Here is a 21,150-nt window from a genome sequence, read left to right on the forward strand (position 1 = left end):
TAAGATGGGAGCAGGTTGGGGATGCTCACCGCGCTATCGAAATCGCGCCGTAAACGCAAAAACGCCACCCGAAGGTGACGTTTTGTGAATTCTTGGTGGCCCGGGGCGGAATCGAACCACCGACACAAGGATTTTCAATCCTCTGCTCTACCAACTGAGCTACCAGGCCAAGGAGCAGAATTATAGCACGTCGATCCGAAACTGCAAGTGGCAATTTCTGTTTCCCACAAACGCTATAATGGCCGGATGAATAAGCCCACCTCTTCCGCGGCGCTGCGCGTGATCGAAAGTGATATCTGTATCGTTGGCAATGGCGCGATTGCCAAGACCGCCGCGCTGGGCCTGGCCCAGGCCGGCCTGAGCGTGACCTTGCTCGGGCCGCCGGCTCCGGCGCCAGCGCCGGCGGCCGCCGATCCGGGCTGGGACGCCCGCGTCTACGCGCTGAATCACACCGCGCATCACCTGCTGTCGTCGCTGAAGGTGTGGGATGCGCTGGACCACGCCCGCGTGGCGCCGGTCGACGCGATGATCGTCCACGGCGACGGCCCGCAGCCCGGCGGCCTGGCCTTCGACGCCTACGGCGCCCACGCCAACACGCTGACCTGGATCCTGGAAGACCGCAACCTGAACCAGGCGCTGGACGCCGCGCTGCGCTTCGCCCAGAACGTGAAGACCGTCAGTGGCCGCGCCATCGGCCTGCTGCGCGACGCCGGCAGCGCCACCGTGCAGCTGGACGATGGCGGCAGCATCAAGGCCGCGCTGGTGGTCGGCGCCGACGGCGCCCAGTCGTGGGTGCGTGGCCAGTGCGACATCGGCCTCGATTACCGCAGCTACAACCAGCGCGCCGTGGTGTCCAATTTTGCATGCGAACAGCCGCATCATGGCGCCGCCTATCAGTGGTTCACCGGGTCCGAGGGCATCGTCGCCTTGCTGCCGCTGCCCGGTAACAAGGTGTCGCTGGTGTGGTCGGCCCCTGAACAACTGGCCGATACGCTGCGCGCCGAATCGGCGCAGCAGATCGCCGACCGCCTGGCCGTCTTCGCGCGCGAGAAGCTGGGCGCGCTGACGCCGCTGCAGCCGGAACTGGTGCGCGACTTCCCTTTGCGCCTGATCCGCCCGCACGCGATGATCGCGCCGCGCGTGGCGCTGATCGGCGACGCCGCCCACGTGGTCCATCCGCTGGCCGGCCACGGCATGAACCTTGGCTTCGGCGACGTGGCGCAGCTGATCAAGACCCTGGCCGAGCGCGAGCCGCAGCGCTCCACCGGCGACGACCGCGTGCTGGCCCGCTATGCGCGCGCCCGCAAGGAGGACGTGCTGCTGATGCAGGTCACCACCGATGGCCTGGCGCGCCTGTTCGAGACCGATATCGAGCCGCTGCGCGTGGTACGCAATTTGGGATTAAACTTGTTGGATAAATTACCTGTGCTGAAGCGCCGCCTCATCTCGCATGCGATGGGCAAGTAATCAGTATTTACCGGAGAAGTTATGAGAAAGACCAAGATCGCTTTACTGTCGCTGTCAGTGTTGATGGCATCCTGCGTGGAAGCGCAAACGCCACCGAGCACCGACGCGATCAAGAAGCTGATCGAGCCGCGCCTGGGCGAAAACGTCAAGGTCGATTCGGTGACCGCCACGCCGTACAGCGGCCTGTATGAAGTGCGCATCGGCAGCGACATCCTGTATACCGACAAGACCGCGACCTACCTGGTCAACGGCCATATCTTCAACCTGACCACCGGCGCCGACCTGACCCGCGAGCGCATCGAGGAAATCACCAAGATCAAATTCTCCGACCTGCCGCTGGATAAGGCGCTGAAGTCGGTCAAGGGCGACGGCTCGCGCGTGATCGCGGTGTTCGAAGACCCGAACTGCGGCTACTGCAAGCGCCTGCGCCAGACCACGCTGAAGGAAACCGACAACGTCACCATCTACACCTTCATGTACAACATCCTGTCGGACGACTCCTTCGTCAAGTCGAAGAACGTGTGGTGCGCGCCGGATCGCCAGAAGGCCTGGGATGACTGGATGTTGAACGGCAAAGTGCCGGCCACCGCCGCCGCCTCGTGCGAATCGCCCAACGATGAAATCCTGGCGCTGGGCCGCAAGCTGGGCATCCAGGGCACGCCGGCGATCTTCTTCGCCGACGGCTCGCGCATTCCAGGCGCGATCGACAGCAAAGCGCTGGAAGACAAATTCAGCAAGCTTAAAAAGTAATCACAGCAGCAGTCCAACCAGGGAGACAATATGATCACTTTGAACATCAACGGTAAAGATGTGCAGGTGGACGCCGATCCGTCGACGCCCATCCTGTGGGCCTTGCGCGATAACCTGAATATGACCGGCACCAAGTTCGGTTGCGGCATGGCGCTGTGCGGCGCCTGCACCGTGCACCTGGGCGGTCAGCCGATCCGTTCGTGCGTGACGCCGATTTCGGCGGCCGAGGGCCAGAAGATCACCACCATCGAGGCGATGGAAACCGATAAAGTTGGCAAGGCCGTGCAGGACGCGTGGGTCAAGATCGACGTGCCGCAATGCGGCTACTGTCAGAGTGGCCAGATCATGAGCGCCACCGCGCTGCTGCGGACGAACAAGAATCCTTCGGATTCCGACATCGACAACGCCATGGCCGGCAATATCTGCCGTTGCGGCACCTATCAGCGCATCCGCGCCGCCATCAAAGACGCTGCCAAAGCGATTGCCTGAGGAGACCACCACCATGCGTATCGAATGGCTTAATCAGGGCACGATCGCCAGTGCCTCCGTTTCCGGCATGTCGCGCCGCGGTTTCATGAAAGCCGGCGCGGTCGCCGGCGGCGGCCTGGTGCTGGGTTTCTTCCTGCCGGGCGCCGGCCGCCTGGCCAATGCGCAGCAGGCGCCGGCCAAGGTCTATGAACCGAACGCTTTCCTGCACATCGCGCCCGATAACACGGTGACGGTGCAGGTCAATCGCCTGGAATTCGGCCAGGGCGTGCAAACCTCGCTGCCGATGCTGATCGCCGAGGAGCTGGATGCGGATTGGTCGCAGGTGAACGGCGCGCTGGCGCCGGCCGGCGACCAATATAAAGACCCGGCGTTCGGCATCCAGATTACCGGCGGCTCGGGCAGCATCGCCCACTCGTATATCCAGTACCGCGAAATCGGCGCCAAGGCGCGCGCGATGCTGATCGCCGCCGCCGCCGAACAATGGAAGGTGCCGGCCGAGCAAATCAAGACCGTCAAGGGCACGCTGATCGGACCCGCAGGCCAGAAGGCTACCTACGGCGCCATGGCCGATGCGGCCATGAAGCAGCCGGCGCCCGCCACCGTCAAGCTGAAAGATCCGAAGGACTTCACGCTGATCGGCCAGCCGGTCAAGCGTATCGACGCGCGCGCCAAGTCCACCGGCAAGCAGCAGTTCGGCATGGACTTCAAGGCGCCGGACAGCAAGGTCGCCCTGGTGGCGCGGCCGCCGGTGTTCGGCGCCAGGGTCGCCAAGGTTGACGCCAGCAAGGCCAAGGCCATCAAGGGCGTGATCGATGTGCTGGAAGTGAAGACCGATCGCGGCGGCAGCGGCGTGGTGGTCATCGCTGACGGCTACTGGCCGGCCAAGACCGGCCGCGAGGCGCTGGCGATCGACTGGGACACCAGCGGCCTGGAGAAAGTCAGCAGCGACAAGCAGCTGGAAGAGTTCAAGGCGCTGTCGCAAAAGCCGGGCAACGTGGTGCGCACCGCCGACACCTCCAGGCTGGCCGGCGCGGCGAAGAAAATCTCCGCCGTCTATGAGTTCCCGTACCTGGCGCATGCGCCGATGGAGCCGCTGAACTGCGTGGTCGACCTGCGCCAGGATGGCTGCACCGTGTGGGCCGGCTCGCAATTCCAGACCGTCGACCAGGGCGCGATCGCCACCACCGCCGGCCTGAAGCCGGAGCAGGTGGTGCTGCACACGATGACGGCCGGCGGCGGCTTTGGCCGTCGCGGCGTGCCGACTTCCGACTACCTGGTGGAGGCGGTCAACGTCGCCAAGGTGTGGCGCGCGGCCGGCCACAAGGAGCCGGTGAAGGTGATCTGGAGCCGCGAGGATGACATCAAGGGCGGCTACTATCGTCCTTCGCACGTCCACCGCGCCAATATCGGCATCGACGCCAAGGGCCAGATCGTCGGCTGGGACCACGTGATCGTCGGCCAGTCCATCACCGCCGGCACGCTGTTCGAGCCGATGATGGTGAAGAACGGCGTCGACGCGACCATGGTGGAAGGCATGGGCGAACCGTACGAAGTGCCGCTGAACCTGAGCGCGCACTCGGTCAAGGCCAATGTGCCGGTGCTGTGGTGGCGCTCGGTCGGCTCCACCCACACCGCTTTCGTGATGGAGACGCTGATCGACGAAGCGGCCCACGCGGCCAAGGCCGACCCGGTGGCTTACCGCAAGAAGCTGATGGGCGAGAAGGGCAAGCGCCACGTCGCCGCGCTGGACCTGGCGGTGGCCAAATCCGGCTACGGCAAGAAGGCGCTGCCGAAGGGGCAGGCGTATGGCGTGGCGGTGCACGAGTCGTTCAACACCGTAATCGCTTACGTGGTGGTGGCATCGATCAAGGATGGCCAGCCGAAGCTGCACAAGGTGACGGCCGGCGTTCACTGCAACACGGCGGTCAATCCGCTGTCCATCGAAGCGCAGCTTCAGGGCGCGGCGCTGATGGGCCTTGGCATGACGCTGCCGGGCGCCGCCATCACGCTGAAGGATGGCGTGGTCGAGCAGCAGAACTTCAGCGACTACACCGTGGCGCGCATCACCGACATGCCGAAGATCGACGTCCACATCGTGCCGTCCAACGACCCGCCAACCGGCATGGGCGAACCTGGCTTGCCGCCGCTGGCGCCGGCCTTCGCCAACGCGCTGTTCAAGCTGACCGGCAAGCGCCTGCGCAAGCTGCCGTTCGATCTGGCCAGCGCCTGACGGGATGGCGATAACCGGCATCCTGCTGGCAGCCGGACGCGGTCGACGCTTCGACCCGTCCGGCGTACAAAACAAACTGCTGCAAAAGCTGGCCGCCAGAGACAATGGCGACGATGGCGAAACCGTCGTCGCGGCCAGCGCGAAGAACATGCTGGCCGCGCTGCCGCGCGTGCTGGCCGTGGTGCGCGAAGGCGACGACCAGGTCGCCGCGCTGCTGGGCCGTCTCGGTTGCGAGGTGCGCGTGTGCGCCGACGCCGACCTGGGCATGGCCGAATCCCTCATCACCGCCATCGAACACACCAGGGCCGCCGAAGGCTGGCTGATAGGACTGGGCGACATGCCTTATGTCCGGCCGCAGACCATGCGCGCATTGGCCGCTACAATAGCGCGTGGCGCGCACATCGCGGCGCCCGTGTTTGAGGGAAGGCGCGGCAATCCCGTCGCCTTCAGTGCGTATCACTTGCCGCTGCTGCTGGCGCTGGAGGGCGACCAGGGCGCGCGCGCGATTTTAAAAAGCCATCCAGTAAGCGAAATTGCGGTCGATGATGAAGGCGTCGTGCGCGACATCGACACGAGACAGGATTTAAGATGAAAAAACCGAGCAAAAACTCCCGGCGATCGCCTATACCATCGTCGGCCATGATCTGGCGGCGCACTTGTTCCACGTATCGGTCACGGTGGCCGCGCCGGATGAAGGCGGCCAGATTTTCGCGCTGCCGGCCTGGATACCGGGCAGCTACATGATCCGTGAATTTTCCCGCAACATTGTGCGCATCCGCGCCGAATCGAAGGGCGAGCCGGTCGAGCTGACCAAGCTGGATAAGCACTCCTGGCAAGCGGCCCCGCTGGCCGACCGTTCCGCCGCGCTGACCGTGCATTACGAAGTGTACGCGTGGGACCTGTCGGTGCGCGCCGCGCACCTGGACCAGAACCACGGCTTCTTCAACGGCACCAGCGTGTTCCTGCGCGTGCTGGGGCAGGAGGTGCAACCGCACGTGGTCGACATCCAGCGTCCGTCGCACGCAGCGGCGCAAAGCTGGCGCGTGGCCACCTCGCTGCCGGAGCTGAAAGCGAAACGTTATGGTTTCGGCACCTACATCGCCGCCAATTACGATGAGCTGATCGACCATCCGGTGGAGCAGGGCGACTTCGCGCTGGCGACTTTCAAGGCGCACGGTATCCCGCACGACATCGTCATCACCGGCCGCGTGCCGAAGCTGGACCTGGCGCGCCTGAGCGCCGACCTGAAAAAATCTGCGAAACGCAGATCGCCTTCTTCGAGCCAAAGACCAAAAAGGCGCCGATGGACCGCTATGTATTCATGACCATGGCGGTGGGCGACGGCTACGGCGGCCTGGAGCACCGCGCCTCGACCGCGCTGATCTGCAATCGCGGCGACCTGCCGACCACCTCGGCCAAGGGCAAGGACATCAGTGACGGCTACCTGCAATACCTCGGCCTGTGCAGCCACGAATACTTCCACACCTGGAACGTCAAGCGCATCAAGCCGGCGGCGTTCGCGCCGTATAACCTGCAAGTCGAAAATTACTCGCCACTGCTGTGGCTGTTTGAAGGCTTTACCAGTTATTACGATGATTTGATGCTGGTGCGCGCCGGCATTATCGCCGAACCTGCTTATTTCAAATTGCTGGGTAAAACCGTCGGCAGCGTATTGCGCGGCGCCGGCCGCACCAAGCAAAGCGTGGCCGATTCGAGTTTCGACGCCTGGGGTAAATATTATCGCCAGGATGAAAATGCGCCGAATGCCATCGTCAGTTATTACACGAAGGGCTCTTTAATCGGCCTGGCGCTGGATTTAAGTATCCGCGCTAAAACCGGCGGTAAAAAATCGCTGGATGACGTGATGCGCACCTTATGGCAGCGTTATGGCCGCGATTTCTATCATGGCGGCGGCCGTGGCGTTACGCCCCCAGAAGCCGAGGCTTTATTCGATGAAATCAGCGGTGGTCGTTTCAAACCGTTCTTCGATAAATATGTGCGTGGCACCGAGGATTTGCCGCTGGCGAAACTGCTGGCGCCATTCGGCGTTAAATATAATGACGAGCGTAAATCGGCCAAGCCGAGTTTCGACGCCAATCTCGGCAAGGATGGCAACGATTGCAAATTGTCTGCGGTTCATGAAAATGGCGCCGCCCATCGCGCCGGATTATCGGCGGGCGATATTCTGATTGCCCTCGATGACCTGCGCGTCACCGCCGCCAACCTGGACAACCTGCTGTCGCGCTACGCGGTCGGCGACACAGTACAGGTGCACGCCTTCCGCCGCGACGAGCTGATGACCTTCGAACTGACGCTGCAAGGCGACCGTGTGCCTGGCATTGCGCTGACGTTGGATCAGGCCGCGAAGAAATCCTCCGGTCCGCTGCGGCCGAGCGCAAGCCGCTAAAAAGCAACGCTTCAAAGGCCGCATCAGACCGATGCGGCCTTTTTTCGGCCATTTTATGCCAGTTTTTGGCACGTACCCGCCAACTTCCGGCGCGTGGCCGCATTATTCCGCACCCGCCCGCCGTTGTGGTTTAGAATCGCCGCACATGATCTTGCCTGACCCGAACACCATACTGCTGATGGCCACCCTGATGGCCGGCGCGATGAGCGTAGTCCTGTACTCAGCCCATTTGAACTTCCCCAAAGAAATCCAAGGCTTGCGCGAATGGGCGCTAGCGTTGGTGCTTCTGGTGGGAGGTGTGCTGCTGTTCGCCGCGCACGGCAAGTCGCAGGTGCTGCTGTTATTAGCCAATGTGATTATGGTGCTCGGCCTCGGATTAACCGTCATCGGCACGGAGCGTTTTTATAACCGGCGCCCCTCGTGGAGGCTTTACCACGCCATATGGGTATTGACGGCATTATTGCTGGGTTATTTCCTTTGGATACGGCCGGACTTTATAACCCGTGTCGTCATATCATCCGTATTTGTATTTACATTGCATGCGCGGGTTATATTTGTCGTGTTCAAACACGGTGATCGTCATTTCTCGACCCTGTTTTTCGTTAGCCTGGTAATTATCGAGGCTTTTATTGTCGGTGCGCGCGGCATAATGGCGCTGACTGGCGGCGGCGATGTGAATCTGCTCGGTACAGGCACTTTTGCGGCCTTATATCTGGCGACCGCGCATTTCATGACGCTGATGATGACAGTCGGCTTCATGACTGTCTGCACACGACGGCTGCAAATTACGCTGGAGCGTCGCTCCACGCTTGATCCATTAACGCTGACATTAAATCGTCGTGGCTTTGCCGATATTTATGCCAAAGAGCATGCGCTGATGCGCCGCGAAGGCACATTCATGACAATGCTGAATATCGACATCGATTACTTCAAAAGGATTAATGATTCGTTTGGCCACGCCACCGGCGATTGTGTGCTGGTCGACATGGCGCAAATGATCGGCAAGGCGGTGCGCGCCTCCGACCACGTGGCGCGTTTTGGCGGCGAAGAATTCGTCGTGCTGCTGCCGGCCACCGGGCTGGACCGGGCGCTCCACATCGCCGGCCGCATCCAGGCCGCGCTGCGCGCGCCGCGCGTGGATGTGCCGCCGTACACCGTCAGCATCGGCGTGGCGTGCCAGAGCAGCGCGGACGAAAGCCTGGACAGCATTCTGAGCCGCGCCGATAAGGCCTTGTATTTTGCGAAAGAAAGAGGGCGCGACCGTATCGAAGTCGCGCAGCAGGCCGCGTCGCAGCCCGAGGCCGCGCTGGTTTAATTGAACAGGCGGGCCAGCTCGGCGCCCGGATCCGGCGCGCGCATGAAGGCTTCGCCGACCAGGAAGGCGTGGACGTTCGCGTCGCGCATGGTTTTGACGTCGGCCGGCGTCAGGATGCCGGATTCGGTGATGACCAGCTTATCGGCCGGCATGCGGTCCAGCAGGCCGAGGGTGTTTTGCAGCGATACCTCGAACGTGCGCAGATTGCGGTTGTTGACGCCGACCAGCCGGGTTTTCAGCTTTAGCGCGGCGGTCAGTTCGTCGCCGTCGTGGGTTTCCACCAGCACGTCCATGCCCAGTTCCTGGGCGACTGCTTCCATTTCCGCCATCAGGCCGTGATCCAGCGCGGAGACGATCAGCAGGATCGCATCGGCGCCCATCGCGCGCGCTTCGTAGATCTGGTAGATGTCGATCATGAAGTCCTTGCGCAGCACCGGCAGCGAGCACGCGCCGCGCGCCTGCTGCAAATACGCCACCGACCCCTGGAAGAACTGCTCGTCGGTCAGCACCGACAGGCACGCGGAGCCATTCGCTTCGTAGGTGGCGGCGATGTCGGCCGGGCGGAAGTCGGCGCAGATCACGCCTTTCGATGGCGATGCCTTCTTGATTTCGGTGATGACGCCCGGCTTGCCGGCGGCGATTTTGGCGCGCAGGCTGGCTTCAAAGCCGCGCAGGCCGGCGCGCAGTTCGGTGTTGGACTCCACTTCGTCGCGCAGGCTGGCGAAGCTGCGGTACTTCTTGGCGGCGGCCACTTCGTCGGCTTTGACCGCGAGGATTTTGTTCAGAATGTCAGACATGATTAACGTTGCTCCGAAAGTGCGAGGCGCACGCCGAGGGCCAGGAACAGGCCACCCATGGTGCGGTTGAGCCACAGCGATACCAGCGGCTTGATTTTCAGGCGCGCGCTGGCAAAGGCGGTGAACAAGGCAAGGCCGTGGCAATACAGCATGCCGTTGAAATTAAAGATCGCGCCGAGGATGATGAAGGCCAGCGGCTTGTTGCTGGAGTCCGCGCTGATAAACTGCGGCACGAAGGCCAGGAAGAACAGCGCCACCTTGGGATTCAGCACATTGGTCAGGAAGCCTTGCAGGAAGATCTTGCGCCAGGCCTGCGGACGCACCGGGTCTGCCGGCTTGGCCGCGCCGCTATCGCCGCCTTCGCGCAGCTTCGCGCGCAGCATGCCGACGCCCATGTAGACGATGTACGCCGCGCCGACCCACTTCACCACCGTGAAGGCGGCGGCGGATGTCGACAGCAGCGCCGACAAGCCCAGCGCCGCCGCCAGCACGTGCACCATGGTGCCGGCGCCGATGCCCAGCGCGGCGGCCGATCCGGCGCGCCAGCCTTGCGTGGCGCTGCGCGTCATGATGAGCAGCGAGTCCGGACCGGGCATGATGTTGAGCAGCAGGCCGGAGATGATGAACAGGGTGAGGTCGTGAATGCCAAACATATCGTTATCCTTCGCTCCGTCGTTCCCGCGCAGGCGGGAACCCATACTCAGCATGGATTCCCGCCTGCGCGGGAATGACGACGGCTTAGCGGCCGAGGTTCTGGGTGACTTCGACGAATTGATCGATCTTGCGCAGCGCCGCGCCGGAGGAGATAGCAAAGCGCGCGCGCTTCAGTCCATCCTCGATCGAACTGGCCACGCCGGCCGCGTACAGCGCGGTGCCGGCGTTCAGCGCCACGATATCGAAGGCCGGACCCGGCTCGCCGCGCAGCGCTTCCATCATGCGCGCTTTCGACTCGGCCGCATCGGCCACCTTCAGGTTGCGGCTGGCGATCATCTGCATGCCGAAATCCTCCGGATGAATCTCATACTCGCGGATCTCGCCATTTATCAGCTCACCAACCATGGTGGCCGCGCCCAGCGACACCTCGTCCATATTGTCCTTGCCGTAGACAACGATGGCATGCTGCGCGCCCAAACGCTGCAACACCCGCACCTGAATACCCACCAGGTCCGCGTGGAACACGCCCATCAGGATATTTGGCGCGCCGGCGGGATTGGTCAGCGGCCCGAGGATATTGAAGATCGAGCGCACCCCCAGTTCCTTGCGCACCGGCGCCACGTGCTTCATGGCCGCGTGGTGGTTGGGCGCGAACATGAAGCCGATGCCGGTCTGCGCGATCGACTGCGCGATCTGCTCCGGCTTCAGGTTGATATTCGCGCCCAGCGACTCGATCACGTCCGCGCTGCCCGACGACGACGACACGCTGCGGCCGCCGTGCTTGGCCACGCGCGCGCCTGCCGCCGCCGCGACGAACATCGAGGTGGTGGAGATATTGAAAGTGTGCGCGCCGTCGCCGCCGGTGCCGACGATATCCAGCAGGCCGGAGGTGTCGGCCATCGGCACCTTGGTCGAGAACTCGCGCATCACTTGCGCGGCGGCGGCGATTTCGCCGATGGTTTCTTTTTTCACGCGCAGGCCCATGGTCAGGGCCGCGACCATGGTCGGCGACATTTCGCCGGACATGATCTGGCGGAACAGGTGCAGCATCTCGTCGTGGAAAATCTCGCGGTGTTCGATGCAGCGCACCAGCGCTTCTTGATAGGTGATAGGCATGGCGGTTCTTTCTTTAATCAGCGGACGAGGAAGTTCTTCAACAGTTGATGGCCGTGTTCGGACAGGATGGACTCGGGGTGGAACTGCACACCCTCGATGTCGTATTCCTTGTGCCGCACGCCCATGATTTCGCCATCGTCGGTCCATGCCGTGACTTCCAGGCAGGATGGCAGCGAGCTACGCTCGATTGCCAGCGAGTGATAGCGAATCACCGTGAAGGGAGACGGGATGTCCTTGAAGACGCCCACGCCCGTATGCGCGATTAAAGAAGTTTTGCCATGCATGACCTGCTTGGCGCGGATGATCTTGCCGCCGAACGCTTCGCCGATGGCCTGGTGGCCGAGGCACACGCCCAGGATCGGCTTCTTGCCGGCGAAGTGCTTCAGCACTTCAATCGAGATGCCCGCCTGCGACGGATCTTTCGGACCCGGCGAAATGCAGATGTGGTCCGGATTCAGCGCCTCGATTTCCGCGATCGTGATTTCGTCGTTGCGGTAGACGCGGACATCCTCACCCAGTTCGCCGAAGTACTGCACGATGTTGTAGGTGAAGGAGTCGTAATTGTCGATCATCAGCAGCATATTAGAACTCCCCATCCAGGCCATCTTGCACTTGCTCGGCGGCGCGCAGCACAGCGCGCGCCTTGTGTTCGGTTTCCTGCCATTCCATCTCGGCGATGGAGTCGGCGACGATGCCGGCGGCGGCCTGCACGTACAGGTTGCCGTCCTTGATCACGCCGGTGCGGATCGCGATCGCCACGTCCATCTGGCCGCCAAACGACAGGTAGCCGCAGGCGCCGCCATAGATGCCGCGCTTGGAGATTTCCAGTTCGTCGATGATTTCCATCGCCCGCACCTTCGGCGCGCCGGTCAGCGTGCCGGCGGGGAAGGTGGCGCGCAGCACGTCCAGGTTGGACAGGCCGTCTTTCAGCTTGCCTTCGACGTTGGAGACGATGTGCTGCACATGCGAGTATTTTTCGATGACCAGGCGGTCGGTCACCTTGACGCTGCCGATGTCGGAAATGCGGCCGAGGTCATTGCGCGCCAGGTCGATCAGCATCACGTGTTCGGCGATTTCCTTCTGGTCGGCCAGCAGTTCCCTGGCCAGTTCGGCGTCGCGTTCCGGCGTGGCGCCGCGCGGGCGGGTGCCGGCGATCGGGCGCAGCGTGACTTTTTCTCGCCGTCGGCGGCGGTTTCGTTGCGCACCAAAATCTCCGGCGAGGCGCCGACGATCTGCATGTCGCCGAAATTGTAGAAGTACATATACGGCGACGGATTCAGCGAACGCAGCGCGCGGTACAGGCTCAAAGGCGAATCGACGTACGGCTTGCGGATGCGCTGGCCGATCTGCACTTGCATCAAGTCGCCGGCCAGCACGTATTCATGGGCGCGGGCCACGGCTTTCAGATAATCTTCCTTGGCGAATTCGCGCACGGCCTCGGTGCGGACCGAGGCGCTGGCCACCGGCACTTCCACGCCACGGCGCAGCATCACGCGCAGTTCCTTCAGGCGCTGTTTGGCTTTGGCGTAGGATTCCGGCTGCGTGGTGTCGGCGTAGACGATCAGATACAGCTTGCCGCTCAGGTTATCGATGACGGCCAGTTCCTCGGTCACCATCAGCTGGATGTCGGGCAGGCCCAGGTCATCTTTCGGCTGCGTGTTGGCCAGCGTCTTCTCGATGTGGCGCACGGTGTCGTAGCCGAAGTAGCCGGCCAGGCCGCCGCAGAAGCGCGGCATGCCGGGGCGGATCGCCACTTTAAAGCGCTGCTGATAGATCTCGATGAAATCCAGCGGATTGCCTTCGTGCGTCTCGATCACCGCGCCGTTCCTGACGATCTCGGTGCGGTTGCCGAAGGTGCGCAGCAGCGTGGTGGCCGGCAGGCCGATGAAGGAGTAGCGGCCGAAACGCTCGCCGCCCACCACCGATTCGAGCAGGAAGGTGTTCTTGCCGCCGTTCTGGCTCTGCGCCAGCTTCAGGTAGAGGGTGAGCGGGGTTTCGAGGTCGGCGAAGGCTTCCGCGATCAGCGGGATGCGGTTATAGCCGTCGGTGGCCAACGATTTGAATTCGAGTTCGGTCATGTCTTCTCTCCATGCCGCCGGCGTGAGGTGGTGCGGCGGTGGTGTGTTGCAAAAAACCTGTCGTCGGGACGCGCGAAAGCGGACGACAGCAATCAATTCGGCTTAGTTTTGCCAGGATTGCCAGCGTCGCCACAGCCAGGCCTCAATCGAGCCTGTTTGGTTGACGATGTGTTTTTTGGTGAGAGACATTTCGGTCAGGTTTAGTTCAGCTAACGGTTAATTATGCGAACGGATCAGGCTAGCCGCTTCTAGCAGCGTACTTACTATACCATCGGAATCGGTGTCGTGTATAGACTCTCCGTGGTTATAACCATATGGCACCGTCAGCACCGGGCAACCCGCGGCCCGTGCGGCTTGCGCGTCGTTCGACGAGTCGCCGATGGCCACCACCTGCGCCGGTGGCAGGCCGAAGTCGGCGCACACGGTTTGCAGCGGCAGCGGGTCCGGCTTTTGCGCGGCAGCGAGTCGCCGCCGTAGACGACTTCAAAAAATGGCGCCAGGCCTTTCGCCGCCAGCAGCGGCGTGGTGAAGCTGATCGGCTTGTTGGTCACGCAGGCCAGGCGCAGGCCGTTGGCCTGCAGCGCGCGCAGGCCTGCGATCACGTCCGGGAACAGCGTGCTGTGGTTGCCGTTGATGCTCAGGTAGTGACGCTGGTAGGCCGCCATCGCTTGCGCAAACGCCGACTCGACGCGGGCGGCGTCCCAGTCCAGCGCCAGGACGGCGCGGATCAGGTTCTCCGAGCCCTTGCCGACCATCAGGGCGATCTGCGCCTGGGTGATCGGCGCCAGGCCCAGCTCACCGCGCATGGCGTTGATCGCGACGTGGAAGTCGGGGATCGTGTCCAGCATGGTGCCGTCGAGGTCAATGATTGCGGCGCGCACGCCTGCCAGCACGCTCATCGTCTCAGACCTTGGCCAGGTTGGCGCGCATGGCGTCGATCACGGCCTTGTAGTCCGGCTGGCCGAAGATGGCCGAGCCGGCGACGAAGGTGTCGGCGCCGGCAGCGGCGGCAGCGGCGATGTTGTCGATCTTGATGCCGCCATCGACTTCCAGCAGGATGTCGCGGCCCGATTCGTCGATCAGGCGGCGCGCCTCGGCGATCTTCTTCAGCGCCTGCGGAATGAAGGACTGGCCGCCGAAGCCCGGGTTGACCGACATAATCAGGATCATGTCGACCTTGTCCATCACGTGTTCCAGGTAGCTCAGCGGCGTGGCCGGGTTGAACACCAGGCCGGCCTTGCAGCCGTGGTCGCGGATCAGTTGCAGCGAGCGGTCGATGTGGTCCGACGCCTCCGGGTGGAAGGTGATGATGTTGGCGCCGGCCTTGGCGAAGTCCGGAATGATGCGGTCCACCGGCTTGACCATCAGGTGCACATCGATAGGCACATCCACGTGGGGACGGATCGCCTGGCACACCAGCGGGCCGATGGTCAGGTTCGGAACATAATGGTTGTCCATCACGTCAAAGTGGATGATGTCGGCGCCGGCGGAGACGACGTTGCGTACCTCTTCGCCCAGGCGGGCGAAATCGGCGGACAGAATGCTGGGAGCGATGCGGAAAGTGGTCATGGCTTTGGGCTTGCCCTTGGGCTTGCAATAAAAAAGATGCGTTATTTTACGCTGGTCGCGGTCCTTGTGCCTGTTTTCAGCCGCGCCGTCCTTGCATCGGGGGCGGTTTTGGGGTGCAATGGATGCCTGGCGATATATGATCGCCAAGCTTGCTATTTAGAGGAATGTTGATGTCGACTTATGAATTTACCGTGTCGGTCAGGACCCAGTATCTGCCGGATCAATCGGACCCGGAGCGCACGAACTTCGTGTTTACCTACTCGATCACGATCAAGAACACCGGCACGGTGGCGGCGCAGCTGATCTCGCGCCACTGGATCATCACGGACGCCAACAACCACATCGAGGAAGTGCGCGGGCTGGGCGTGGTCGGCCATCAGCCGCTGCTGCAACCGGGCGAGGTGTTCGAATACACCAGCGGCGCCGCGCTGCAAACGCCGCAGGGTTCGATGGTGGGCGAATACTTCTGCGTGGCCGAGGACGGCCACCAGTTCGAGGCCAAGATCCCGGAATTCGTGCTGTCGCTGCCGCGCACGCTGCACTGATTACTTCTTGCCCTTCATGGTCCACCAGACGATGAAGACGAGCAGGAAGAAGGCCACGCCCGCTTCAACCATTAATAGCCACATAGTTATCCTTTATGTTATCTCCACGTCGTAGTCTACTCGTTCCGATGGGCGTCGTCGCGCTTGCGCTGGCCGCCTGCACCTCCACGCCGCTGCCGCCCGACCAGTCGAAGGCGCCGCCGCAGCCCCAGCAGCCGCCGGCCCAGCCCGCGCCGGCGCCCGCGCCCACCACGCCGCCGGCCCAGCCGGCGCCGCCGGGCAAGCTGCAAATGGTGCCGGCCACCTTCGCCGCGCTGCCGGGCTGGGACAAGGACGACCTGCGCGCCGCCTGGCCGGCCTTCACTTCCTCGTGCAGTGTGCTGGTGAAGCAGGCCACGTGGAAGGAGGCGTGCACCATCGCCCGCAGCGTCAACGGCAGCGACGAAAAAGCCATCCGCACCTTCTTCGAGACCTTTATGGAGCCGAACCAGGTGGTCGCGCCCGACGGCGCCACCGACGGCCTGGTCACCGGCTACTACGAGCCGCTGCTGCACGGCTCGCGCAAAAAAGGCGGCGTGTACCAGACTCCGCTCTATAAAGTACCGGACGATATGGTCACCATTGACCTGGCCGGCGTCTATCCCGAGCTGAAAGGCATGCGCCTGCGCGGCAAGCTGGTCGGCAAGAAGGTGGTGCCATATCCGACCCGCGCGGAAATCGACTCGGCCAGCTTCAACGGCAAGGAATTGCTGTGGGTGGACGATGCGGTCGAATCGTTCTTCCTGCAAGTGCAGGGTTCGGGCCGCGTGCAGCTGGCGGAAACCGGCGAAACCGTGCGCGTGGCATACGCCGACCAGAACGGCCATCCGTACAAGTCGATCGGCAAATATCTGGTGGAGAAGGGCGAGCTGACGGTGGAGCAGGCGTCGGCGCAGGGCATCAAGTCGTGGATCGCCGGCCATCCGACCCGCATGCAGGAGCTGTTCAACGCCAACCCGAGCTATGTATTCTTCCGCGAAGAGAAGCTGCCGGACCCGAAAGTGGGGCCGAAAGGTTCGCTTGGCGTGCCGTTGACGCCGCAACGCTCGATCGCCATCGACGCCACCCAGCTGCCGCAGGGCGCGCCGGTGTTCCTGTCCACCACCATGCCGAACAGCGATATTCCGCTGCAGCGGCTGGTGATGGCGCAGGATACGGGCGGCGCGATTCGCGGCGCGATCCGGGTCGATTACTTCTTCGGCTTCGGCGCCGAGGCGGCCGAGAATGCCGGCCGCATGAAGCAGCGCGGCAATGTCTGGGTGCTGCTGCCGAAGAAGTTTTAACGCAGGACCAGCACGGGCAGCGTGGTGTGCGACAGCACGCTTTGCGTTTCGCTGCCCAGCAGCAGCTTGCTCAGGCCCGTGCGTCCGTGCGAGGCCATCATGATCAGGTCGCAGCCGTACTTCTTGGCCGCTTCCACAATCTCTTCGTAGGGATTGGGCGAGGCGGCGATGATCCCCTCGAACGGAATGCCGGCCGCGCTGGCCGCCGCCGCCACCTTGTTGATATGGTCGCGCGCGGCGGTTTTCATGTCGGCTTCGTATTGGTCGATGCTGATCATGGCGCCGCTGTCGCCGAGCGAGGGCATCAGCAGCGGCTGAATCACCGAGATCGCCGTGATGCGCGACTGGTGCAGCTTGGCGAATTCCACCGCCGTGGCAGTGGCTTTGTCGGACAGGTCGGACCCGTCGGTGGGCAAAAGAATGGATTGGAACATGACTGACTCCTGTCGTTGGGCATTGGAGTCAGCCTACTGTCTACTCAGCTTTTTTGGCGCACGGATGGCGACACGGCCAGCCACAGCATCAGGGCGACGCCGCCGGCCGCCACGCAGGCCAGGCCGGCGCGTACGCTGAAATGCTGACCCAGATAGCCGGCCGTCAGCGCGCCCAGCGGCGCCACCGACACCGTCAGGAAGCGCATGGTGGACACCATGCGGCCCAGATACGCGTCCGGCGTGACCTGCTGGCGCAAGGTGGTGTAGGGCATCAGGAATAGCATCACGCCGCAGTCGAGGAAAAACGACATGGCGGCGCAGGCGATCGCGCTGGCCAGCGGGTAGCCGAACAGGTTGGCCGGGATTAGCGGCGTCGCGGTGTACGCAAACGCACACAGGCTCATGCCGATGACCATGGCGCCGGTCGGGCCGAAGCGCCGGTTCAGTGGCTTCAGCAGCAGCGAACTTGCCAGCACGCCCACGCCGCCGATCATTTGCGCCACGCCCAGCATGCCGGCGCTCATGCCCAGTTCGCGCGTGGCGAAAATCACGTGCAGCGCCGCAAAGCCGTAGAACAGCATGTGCCAGCAGCCCGAAGCCAGCGCCAATGTGCGCAGCAGCGGATGGTGCCAGATGAACAAAATGCCGTCCTGGATGTCGCGCAGCGGATGCTTGTTGGACGGCGGCGGCTTGGGATCGCTGGCCTTCACATTGCGCAGCAGCGCGATCGATACCAGGAAGCCAATGGCGTTGAGCAGCACCGCGTAGGGCGCGGTCAGCCACTGGATCAGCACGCCGGCAAAGCCGGGCGCCAGCAGGCGGGCGGCCGAATCGGTGGCAGTGAATTTGGACTGGGCGTCGGTCAGCTTGCCGCGGCCGATCATATTGGTCAGGAAAACCACCTCGGCGCCGCCGCCGACCACGCTGCAGGCGCCGGAGAGGAAGGAAACCGCATACAGCCATTCGACTGTCAGCGCGCCCAGCCACCAGGCCAGCGGGATGCTGGCCAGCGACATCGCCTGCACGGCCTTGCTGGCCAGCAGGATCGGCAGCTTGCGGTTGCGGTCGAGGAAAACGCCGGCCGGCAGGCCAAGCAGCGCGAAGGGCAGGGCTGCGGCCGCGCCCATCATGCCCATCTGCGCCGGCGAGGCTTTCAGCAGCAGTACCGCGCACAGCGGAATGGCCAGCGCGCTGACATAGCTGCCGAAGCCGTTGATGACGGCGCTCGACCAGTAGCGGCGGAAATCGCCGTTGCGCAGCAGTTCGTCGTTACGGAAGGCGTTGAGAATAGGAGGCTCGCATGGTGCTGATTGCCGAATTTCAATCATACCAGTGGCGGGGATAGGCGCTACAATCGCCCGGTAAATATTCCACCTGGAGGAACACATGTCGTATGAAGACCTGATCGTTGAAGTGCACGATAAAGTAGCCTTGATCCGTCTGAACCGTCCGAAAGCGCTGAATGCGCTGAACGACAACATGATGAACGAACTGGGCGATGCCTTATACAAGTTCGATGCCGACCCGGCCATCGGCTGCATCGTGCTGACCGGCAGCGAGAAGGCCTTCGCGGCCGGCGCCGACATCGCTGCCATGGCGGAATACACTTACCCGGATACCTACCGCGACAACTATATTGGCCGCAACTGGGAGCATATCCTGCGCATCCGCAAGCCGGTGGTCGGCGCCGTGGCCGGCTATGCGCTGGGCGGCGGCTGTGAGCTGGCGATGATGTGCGACTTCCTGATCGCGGCCGACAGCGCCAAGTTCGGCCAGCCGGAAATCAAGGTCGGCGTGACGCCGGGCGCCGGCGGCACGCAGCGCCTGCCGCGCGCGATCGGCAAGGCCAAGGCCATGGACCTGCTGCTGACCGCGCGCACCATCGACGCGGCTGAAGCCGAGCGCATCGGCCTGGTGTCGCGCGTGGTGCCGGCCGATAAGCTGATCGAGGAAGTGCTGACTGCCGCCACGCAGATCGCCGCCATGCCGACCTCGGTGGCCATGCAGATCAAGGATGCGGTGAACCGCGCTTTCGAAACCACGCTATCGCAGGGCGTGGCGTATGAACGCCAGCTGTTCCAGTCGGCGTTCGGTACGCCTGCCCAAAAAGAAGGCATGAAAGCTTTCCTCGAAAAGCGCTTGCCAAACTTCGAGGGGCTTTGATATAGTTCGGTCCCTCGCGAAACGACGCATACAAAATGCGAAGAAAAACGAGGGGTTGACGAGATAAATCAAGTGCTTCATAATCTCGCTTCTGTGCTGATGAACACAACGCTTCAACAGCAGCAACACGGATCTTTAAGAATTTACAGTCGATAAATGTGGGCGTTTGATGCTGCAACAAAAAGCATTAAATGCTCAACAAGAAATAACACAGTAGTAATACTGTCAGTATTTTGAGTGAGCGAACCATGGTCAGCAATGATCATCAAACAGAGATTAAACTAAAGAGTTTGATCCTGGCTCAGATTGAACGCTGGCGGCATGCCTTACACATGCAAGTCGAACGGCAGCACGGAGCTTGCTCTGGTGGCGAGTGGCGAACGGGTGAGTAATATATCGGAACGTACCCAGGAGTGGGGGATAACGTAGCGAAAGTTACGCTAATACCGCATACGTCCTAAGGGAGAAAGTGGGGGACCGCCTTGGCGACCTCATGCTCGTGGAGCGGCCGATATCTGATTAGCTAGTTGGTGGGGTAAAGGCCCACCAAGGCATCGATCAGTAGCTGGTCTGAGAGGACGACCAGCCACACTGGAACTGAGACACGGTCCAGACTCCTACGGGAGGCAGCAGTGGGGAATTTTGGACAATGGGGGCAACCCTGATCCAGCAATGCCGCGTGAGTGAAGAAGGCCTTCGGGTTGTAAAGCTCTTTTGTCAGGGAAGAAAAGGCTGCGGCTAATATCTGCGGCTCATGACGGTACCTGAAGAATAAGCACCGGCTAACTACGTGCCAGCAGCCGCGGTAATACGTAGGGTGCAAGCGTTAATCGGAATTACTGGGCGTAAAGCGTGCGCAGGCGGTTTTGTAAGACTGATGTGAAATCCCCGGGCTCAACCTGGGAATGGCATTGGTGACTGCAAGGCTAGAGTTTGGCAGAGGGGGTAGAATTCCACGTGTAGCAGTGAAATGCGTAGATATGTGGAGGAACACCGATGGCGAAGGCAGCCCCCTGGGTCAAAACTGACGCTCATGCACGAAAGCGTGGGGAGCAAACAGGATTAGATACCCTGGTAGTCCACGCCCTAAACGATGTCTACTAGTTGTCGGGTCTTAATTGACTTGGTAACGCAGCTAACGCGTGAAGTAGACCGCCTGGGGAGTACGGTCGCAAGATTAAAACTCAAAGGAATTGACGGGGACCCGCACAAGCGGTGGATGATGTGGATTAATTCGATGCAACGCGAAAAACCTTACCTACCCTTGACATGGATGGAATCTCGGAGAGATTTGAGAGTGCCCGAAAGGGAACCATTACACAGGTGCTGCATGGCTGTCGTCAGCTCGTGTCGTGAGATGTTGGGTTAAGTCCCGCAACGAGCGCAACCCTTGTCATTAGTTGCTACGCAAGAGCACTCTAATGAGACTGCCGGTGACAAACCGGAGGAAGGTGGGGATGACGTCAAGTCCTCATGGCCCTTATGGGTAGGGCTTCACACGTCATACAATGGTACATACAGAGGGCCGCCAACCCGCGAGGGGGAGCTAATCCCAGAAAGTGTATCGTAGTCCGGATTGTAGTCTGCAACTCGACTGCATGAAGTTGGAATCGCTAGTAATCGCGGATCAGCATGTCGCGGTGAATACGTTCCCGGGTCTTGTACACACCGCCCGTCACACCATGGGAGCGGGTTTTACCAGAAGTAGGTAGCTTAACCGCAAGGAGGGCGCTTACCACGGTAGGATTCGTGACTGGGGTGAAGTCGTAACAAGGTAGCCGTATCGGAAGGTGCGGCTGGATCACCTCCTTTCT

The 21,150-nt window shown here is 62.1% G+C and carries 16 protein-coding genes, 1 tRNA gene, 1 rRNA gene and 3 pseudogenes; 11 read left to right on the forward strand and 10 right to left on the reverse strand.

What is annotated here, in order from left to right:
* Positions 1-93 precede the first annotated feature (93 nt).
* A tRNA-Phe gene (locus tag ACRQ5J_RS04855) sits at positions 94-169 on the reverse strand.
* A gap of 77 nt (positions 170-246) precedes the next feature.
* Here ACRQ5J_RS04855 and ACRQ5J_RS04860 point away from each other — a divergent pair.
* The 7 genes and pseudogenes from ACRQ5J_RS04860 to ACRQ5J_RS04890 all read left to right on the forward strand — a co-directional run bounded on the left by ACRQ5J_RS04860 (position 247) and on the right by ACRQ5J_RS04890 (position 8,658).
* On the forward strand, positions 247-1,467 hold the full coding sequence (locus ACRQ5J_RS04860) for an FAD-dependent monooxygenase (protein WP_432381458.1): 1,221 nt from the start codon (positions 247-249) through the stop codon (positions 1,465-1,467).
* Positions 1,468-1,488: 21 nt separating this feature from the next.
* On the forward strand, positions 1,489-2,217 hold the full coding sequence (locus tag ACRQ5J_RS04865) for a DsbC family protein (RefSeq protein ID WP_432381459.1): 729 nt from the start codon (positions 1,489-1,491) through the stop codon (positions 2,215-2,217).
* Positions 2,218-2,247: 30 nt separating this feature from the next.
* Positions 2,248-2,706, forward strand: coding sequence for a (2Fe-2S)-binding protein (locus ACRQ5J_RS04870; RefSeq protein WP_432381460.1), 459 nt, complete (start codon positions 2,248-2,250; stop codon positions 2,704-2,706).
* A 13-nt stretch (positions 2,707-2,719) separates the two neighbouring features.
* On the forward strand, positions 2,720-4,936 hold the full coding sequence (locus ACRQ5J_RS04875) for a molybdopterin cofactor-binding domain-containing protein (RefSeq protein ID WP_432381461.1): 2,217 nt from the start codon (positions 2,720-2,722) through the stop codon (positions 4,934-4,936).
* Positions 4,937-4,940: 4 nt separating this feature from the next.
* Positions 4,941-5,528: a nucleotidyltransferase family protein gene (locus ACRQ5J_RS04880; RefSeq protein WP_432381462.1), complete on the forward strand. Its 588-nt coding sequence runs from the start codon at positions 4,941-4,943 to the stop codon at positions 5,526-5,528.
* A 25-nt stretch (positions 5,529-5,553) separates the two neighbouring features.
* Positions 5,554-7,343, forward strand: a pseudogene (locus tag ACRQ5J_RS04885) (M61 family metallopeptidase).
* Between the two features lie 178 nt (positions 7,344-7,521).
* On the forward strand, positions 7,522-8,658 hold the full coding sequence (locus ACRQ5J_RS04890) for a GGDEF domain-containing protein (RefSeq protein ID WP_432381463.1): 1,137 nt from the start codon (positions 7,522-7,524) through the stop codon (positions 8,656-8,658).
* Here the strand turns inward: ACRQ5J_RS04890 and trpC are convergent.
* The 7 genes and pseudogenes from trpC to rpe all read right to left on the reverse strand — a co-directional run bounded on the left by trpC (position 8,655) and on the right by rpe (position 14,872).
* Positions 8,655-9,455: an indole-3-glycerol phosphate synthase TrpC gene (trpC, locus tag ACRQ5J_RS04895; RefSeq protein WP_432381465.1), complete on the reverse strand. Its 801-nt coding sequence runs from the start codon at positions 9,453-9,455 to the stop codon at positions 8,655-8,657. The genes ACRQ5J_RS04890 and trpC overlap by 4 nt on opposite strands.
* Positions 9,456-9,457: 2 nt before the next feature.
* On the reverse strand, positions 9,458-10,108 hold the full coding sequence (locus ACRQ5J_RS04900) for a LysE family translocator (RefSeq protein WP_432381467.1): 651 nt from the start codon (positions 10,106-10,108) through the stop codon (positions 9,458-9,460).
* 85 nt (positions 10,109-10,193) lie between these two features.
* Positions 10,194-11,225 (reverse strand): anthranilate phosphoribosyltransferase, encoded by a 1,032-nt coding sequence (gene trpD / locus ACRQ5J_RS04905; RefSeq protein ID WP_432381469.1) that lies wholly within the window; start codon positions 11,223-11,225, stop codon positions 10,194-10,196.
* 17 nt (positions 11,226-11,242) lie between these two features.
* The gene (locus tag ACRQ5J_RS04910; RefSeq protein WP_154383341.1) at positions 11,243-11,806 is read right to left on the reverse strand and encodes an anthranilate synthase component II; all 564 of its coding nucleotides are present in this window, start codon (positions 11,804-11,806) and stop codon (positions 11,243-11,245) included.
* A gap of 1 nt (position 11,807) precedes the next feature.
* Positions 11,808-13,303, reverse strand: a pseudogene (gene trpE, locus ACRQ5J_RS04915) (anthranilate synthase component I).
* A gap of 216 nt (positions 13,304-13,519) precedes the next feature.
* Positions 13,520-14,202: pseudogene (locus tag ACRQ5J_RS04920) on the reverse strand (phosphoglycolate phosphatase).
* A gap of 4 nt (positions 14,203-14,206) precedes the next feature.
* Positions 14,207-14,872 (reverse strand): ribulose-phosphate 3-epimerase, encoded by a 666-nt coding sequence (rpe, locus tag ACRQ5J_RS04925; RefSeq protein ID WP_154383338.1) that lies wholly within the window; start codon positions 14,870-14,872, stop codon positions 14,207-14,209.
* Between the two features lie 170 nt (positions 14,873-15,042).
* On the opposite strand from rpe, the gene apaG reads away from it, so the two are divergent.
* Together apaG and mltA are read left to right on the forward strand one after the other, a co-directional pair.
* Positions 15,043-15,417 carry a Co2+/Mg2+ efflux protein ApaG gene (gene apaG / locus ACRQ5J_RS04930; protein ID WP_432381472.1) on the forward strand — a complete coding sequence of 125 codons (375 nt, stop codon included), beginning with the start codon at positions 15,043-15,045 and terminating at the stop codon, positions 15,415-15,417.
* A 128-nt stretch (positions 15,418-15,545) separates the two neighbouring features.
* Positions 15,546-16,739: a murein transglycosylase A gene (gene mltA / locus ACRQ5J_RS04935; protein WP_432381474.1), complete on the forward strand. Its 1,194-nt coding sequence runs from the start codon at positions 15,546-15,548 to the stop codon at positions 16,737-16,739.
* On the opposite strand, the gene ACRQ5J_RS04940 is transcribed toward mltA, so the two are convergent.
* Complete coding sequence (locus ACRQ5J_RS04940; RefSeq protein WP_432381475.1) at positions 16,736-17,173, reverse strand: universal stress protein; 438 nt, start codon at positions 17,171-17,173, stop codon at positions 16,736-16,738. The genes mltA and ACRQ5J_RS04940 overlap by 4 nt on opposite strands.
* Before the next feature lie 44 nt (positions 17,174-17,217).
* Positions 17,218-18,501 carry an MFS transporter gene (locus ACRQ5J_RS04945; protein WP_432381476.1) on the reverse strand — a complete coding sequence of 428 codons (1,284 nt, stop codon included), beginning with the start codon at positions 18,499-18,501 and terminating at the stop codon, positions 17,218-17,220.
* 58 nt (positions 18,502-18,559) lie between these two features.
* On the opposite strand from ACRQ5J_RS04945, the gene ACRQ5J_RS04950 reads away from it, so the two are divergent.
* Together ACRQ5J_RS04950 and ACRQ5J_RS04955 are read left to right on the forward strand one after the other, a co-directional pair.
* Positions 18,560-19,336, forward strand: a complete 777-nt coding sequence (locus ACRQ5J_RS04950; protein WP_432381478.1) for an enoyl-CoA hydratase — start codon at positions 18,560-18,562, stop codon at positions 19,334-19,336.
* 278 nt (positions 19,337-19,614) lie between these two features.
* Positions 19,615-21,148: ribosomal RNA gene (locus ACRQ5J_RS04955) — 16S ribosomal RNA — on the forward strand.
* Positions 21,149-21,150: the final 2 nt, after the last annotated feature.

Source organism: Duganella sp. P38 (assembly GCF_050859475.1).
GTDB lineage: Bacteria > Pseudomonadota > Gammaproteobacteria > Burkholderiales > Burkholderiaceae_D > Rugamonas.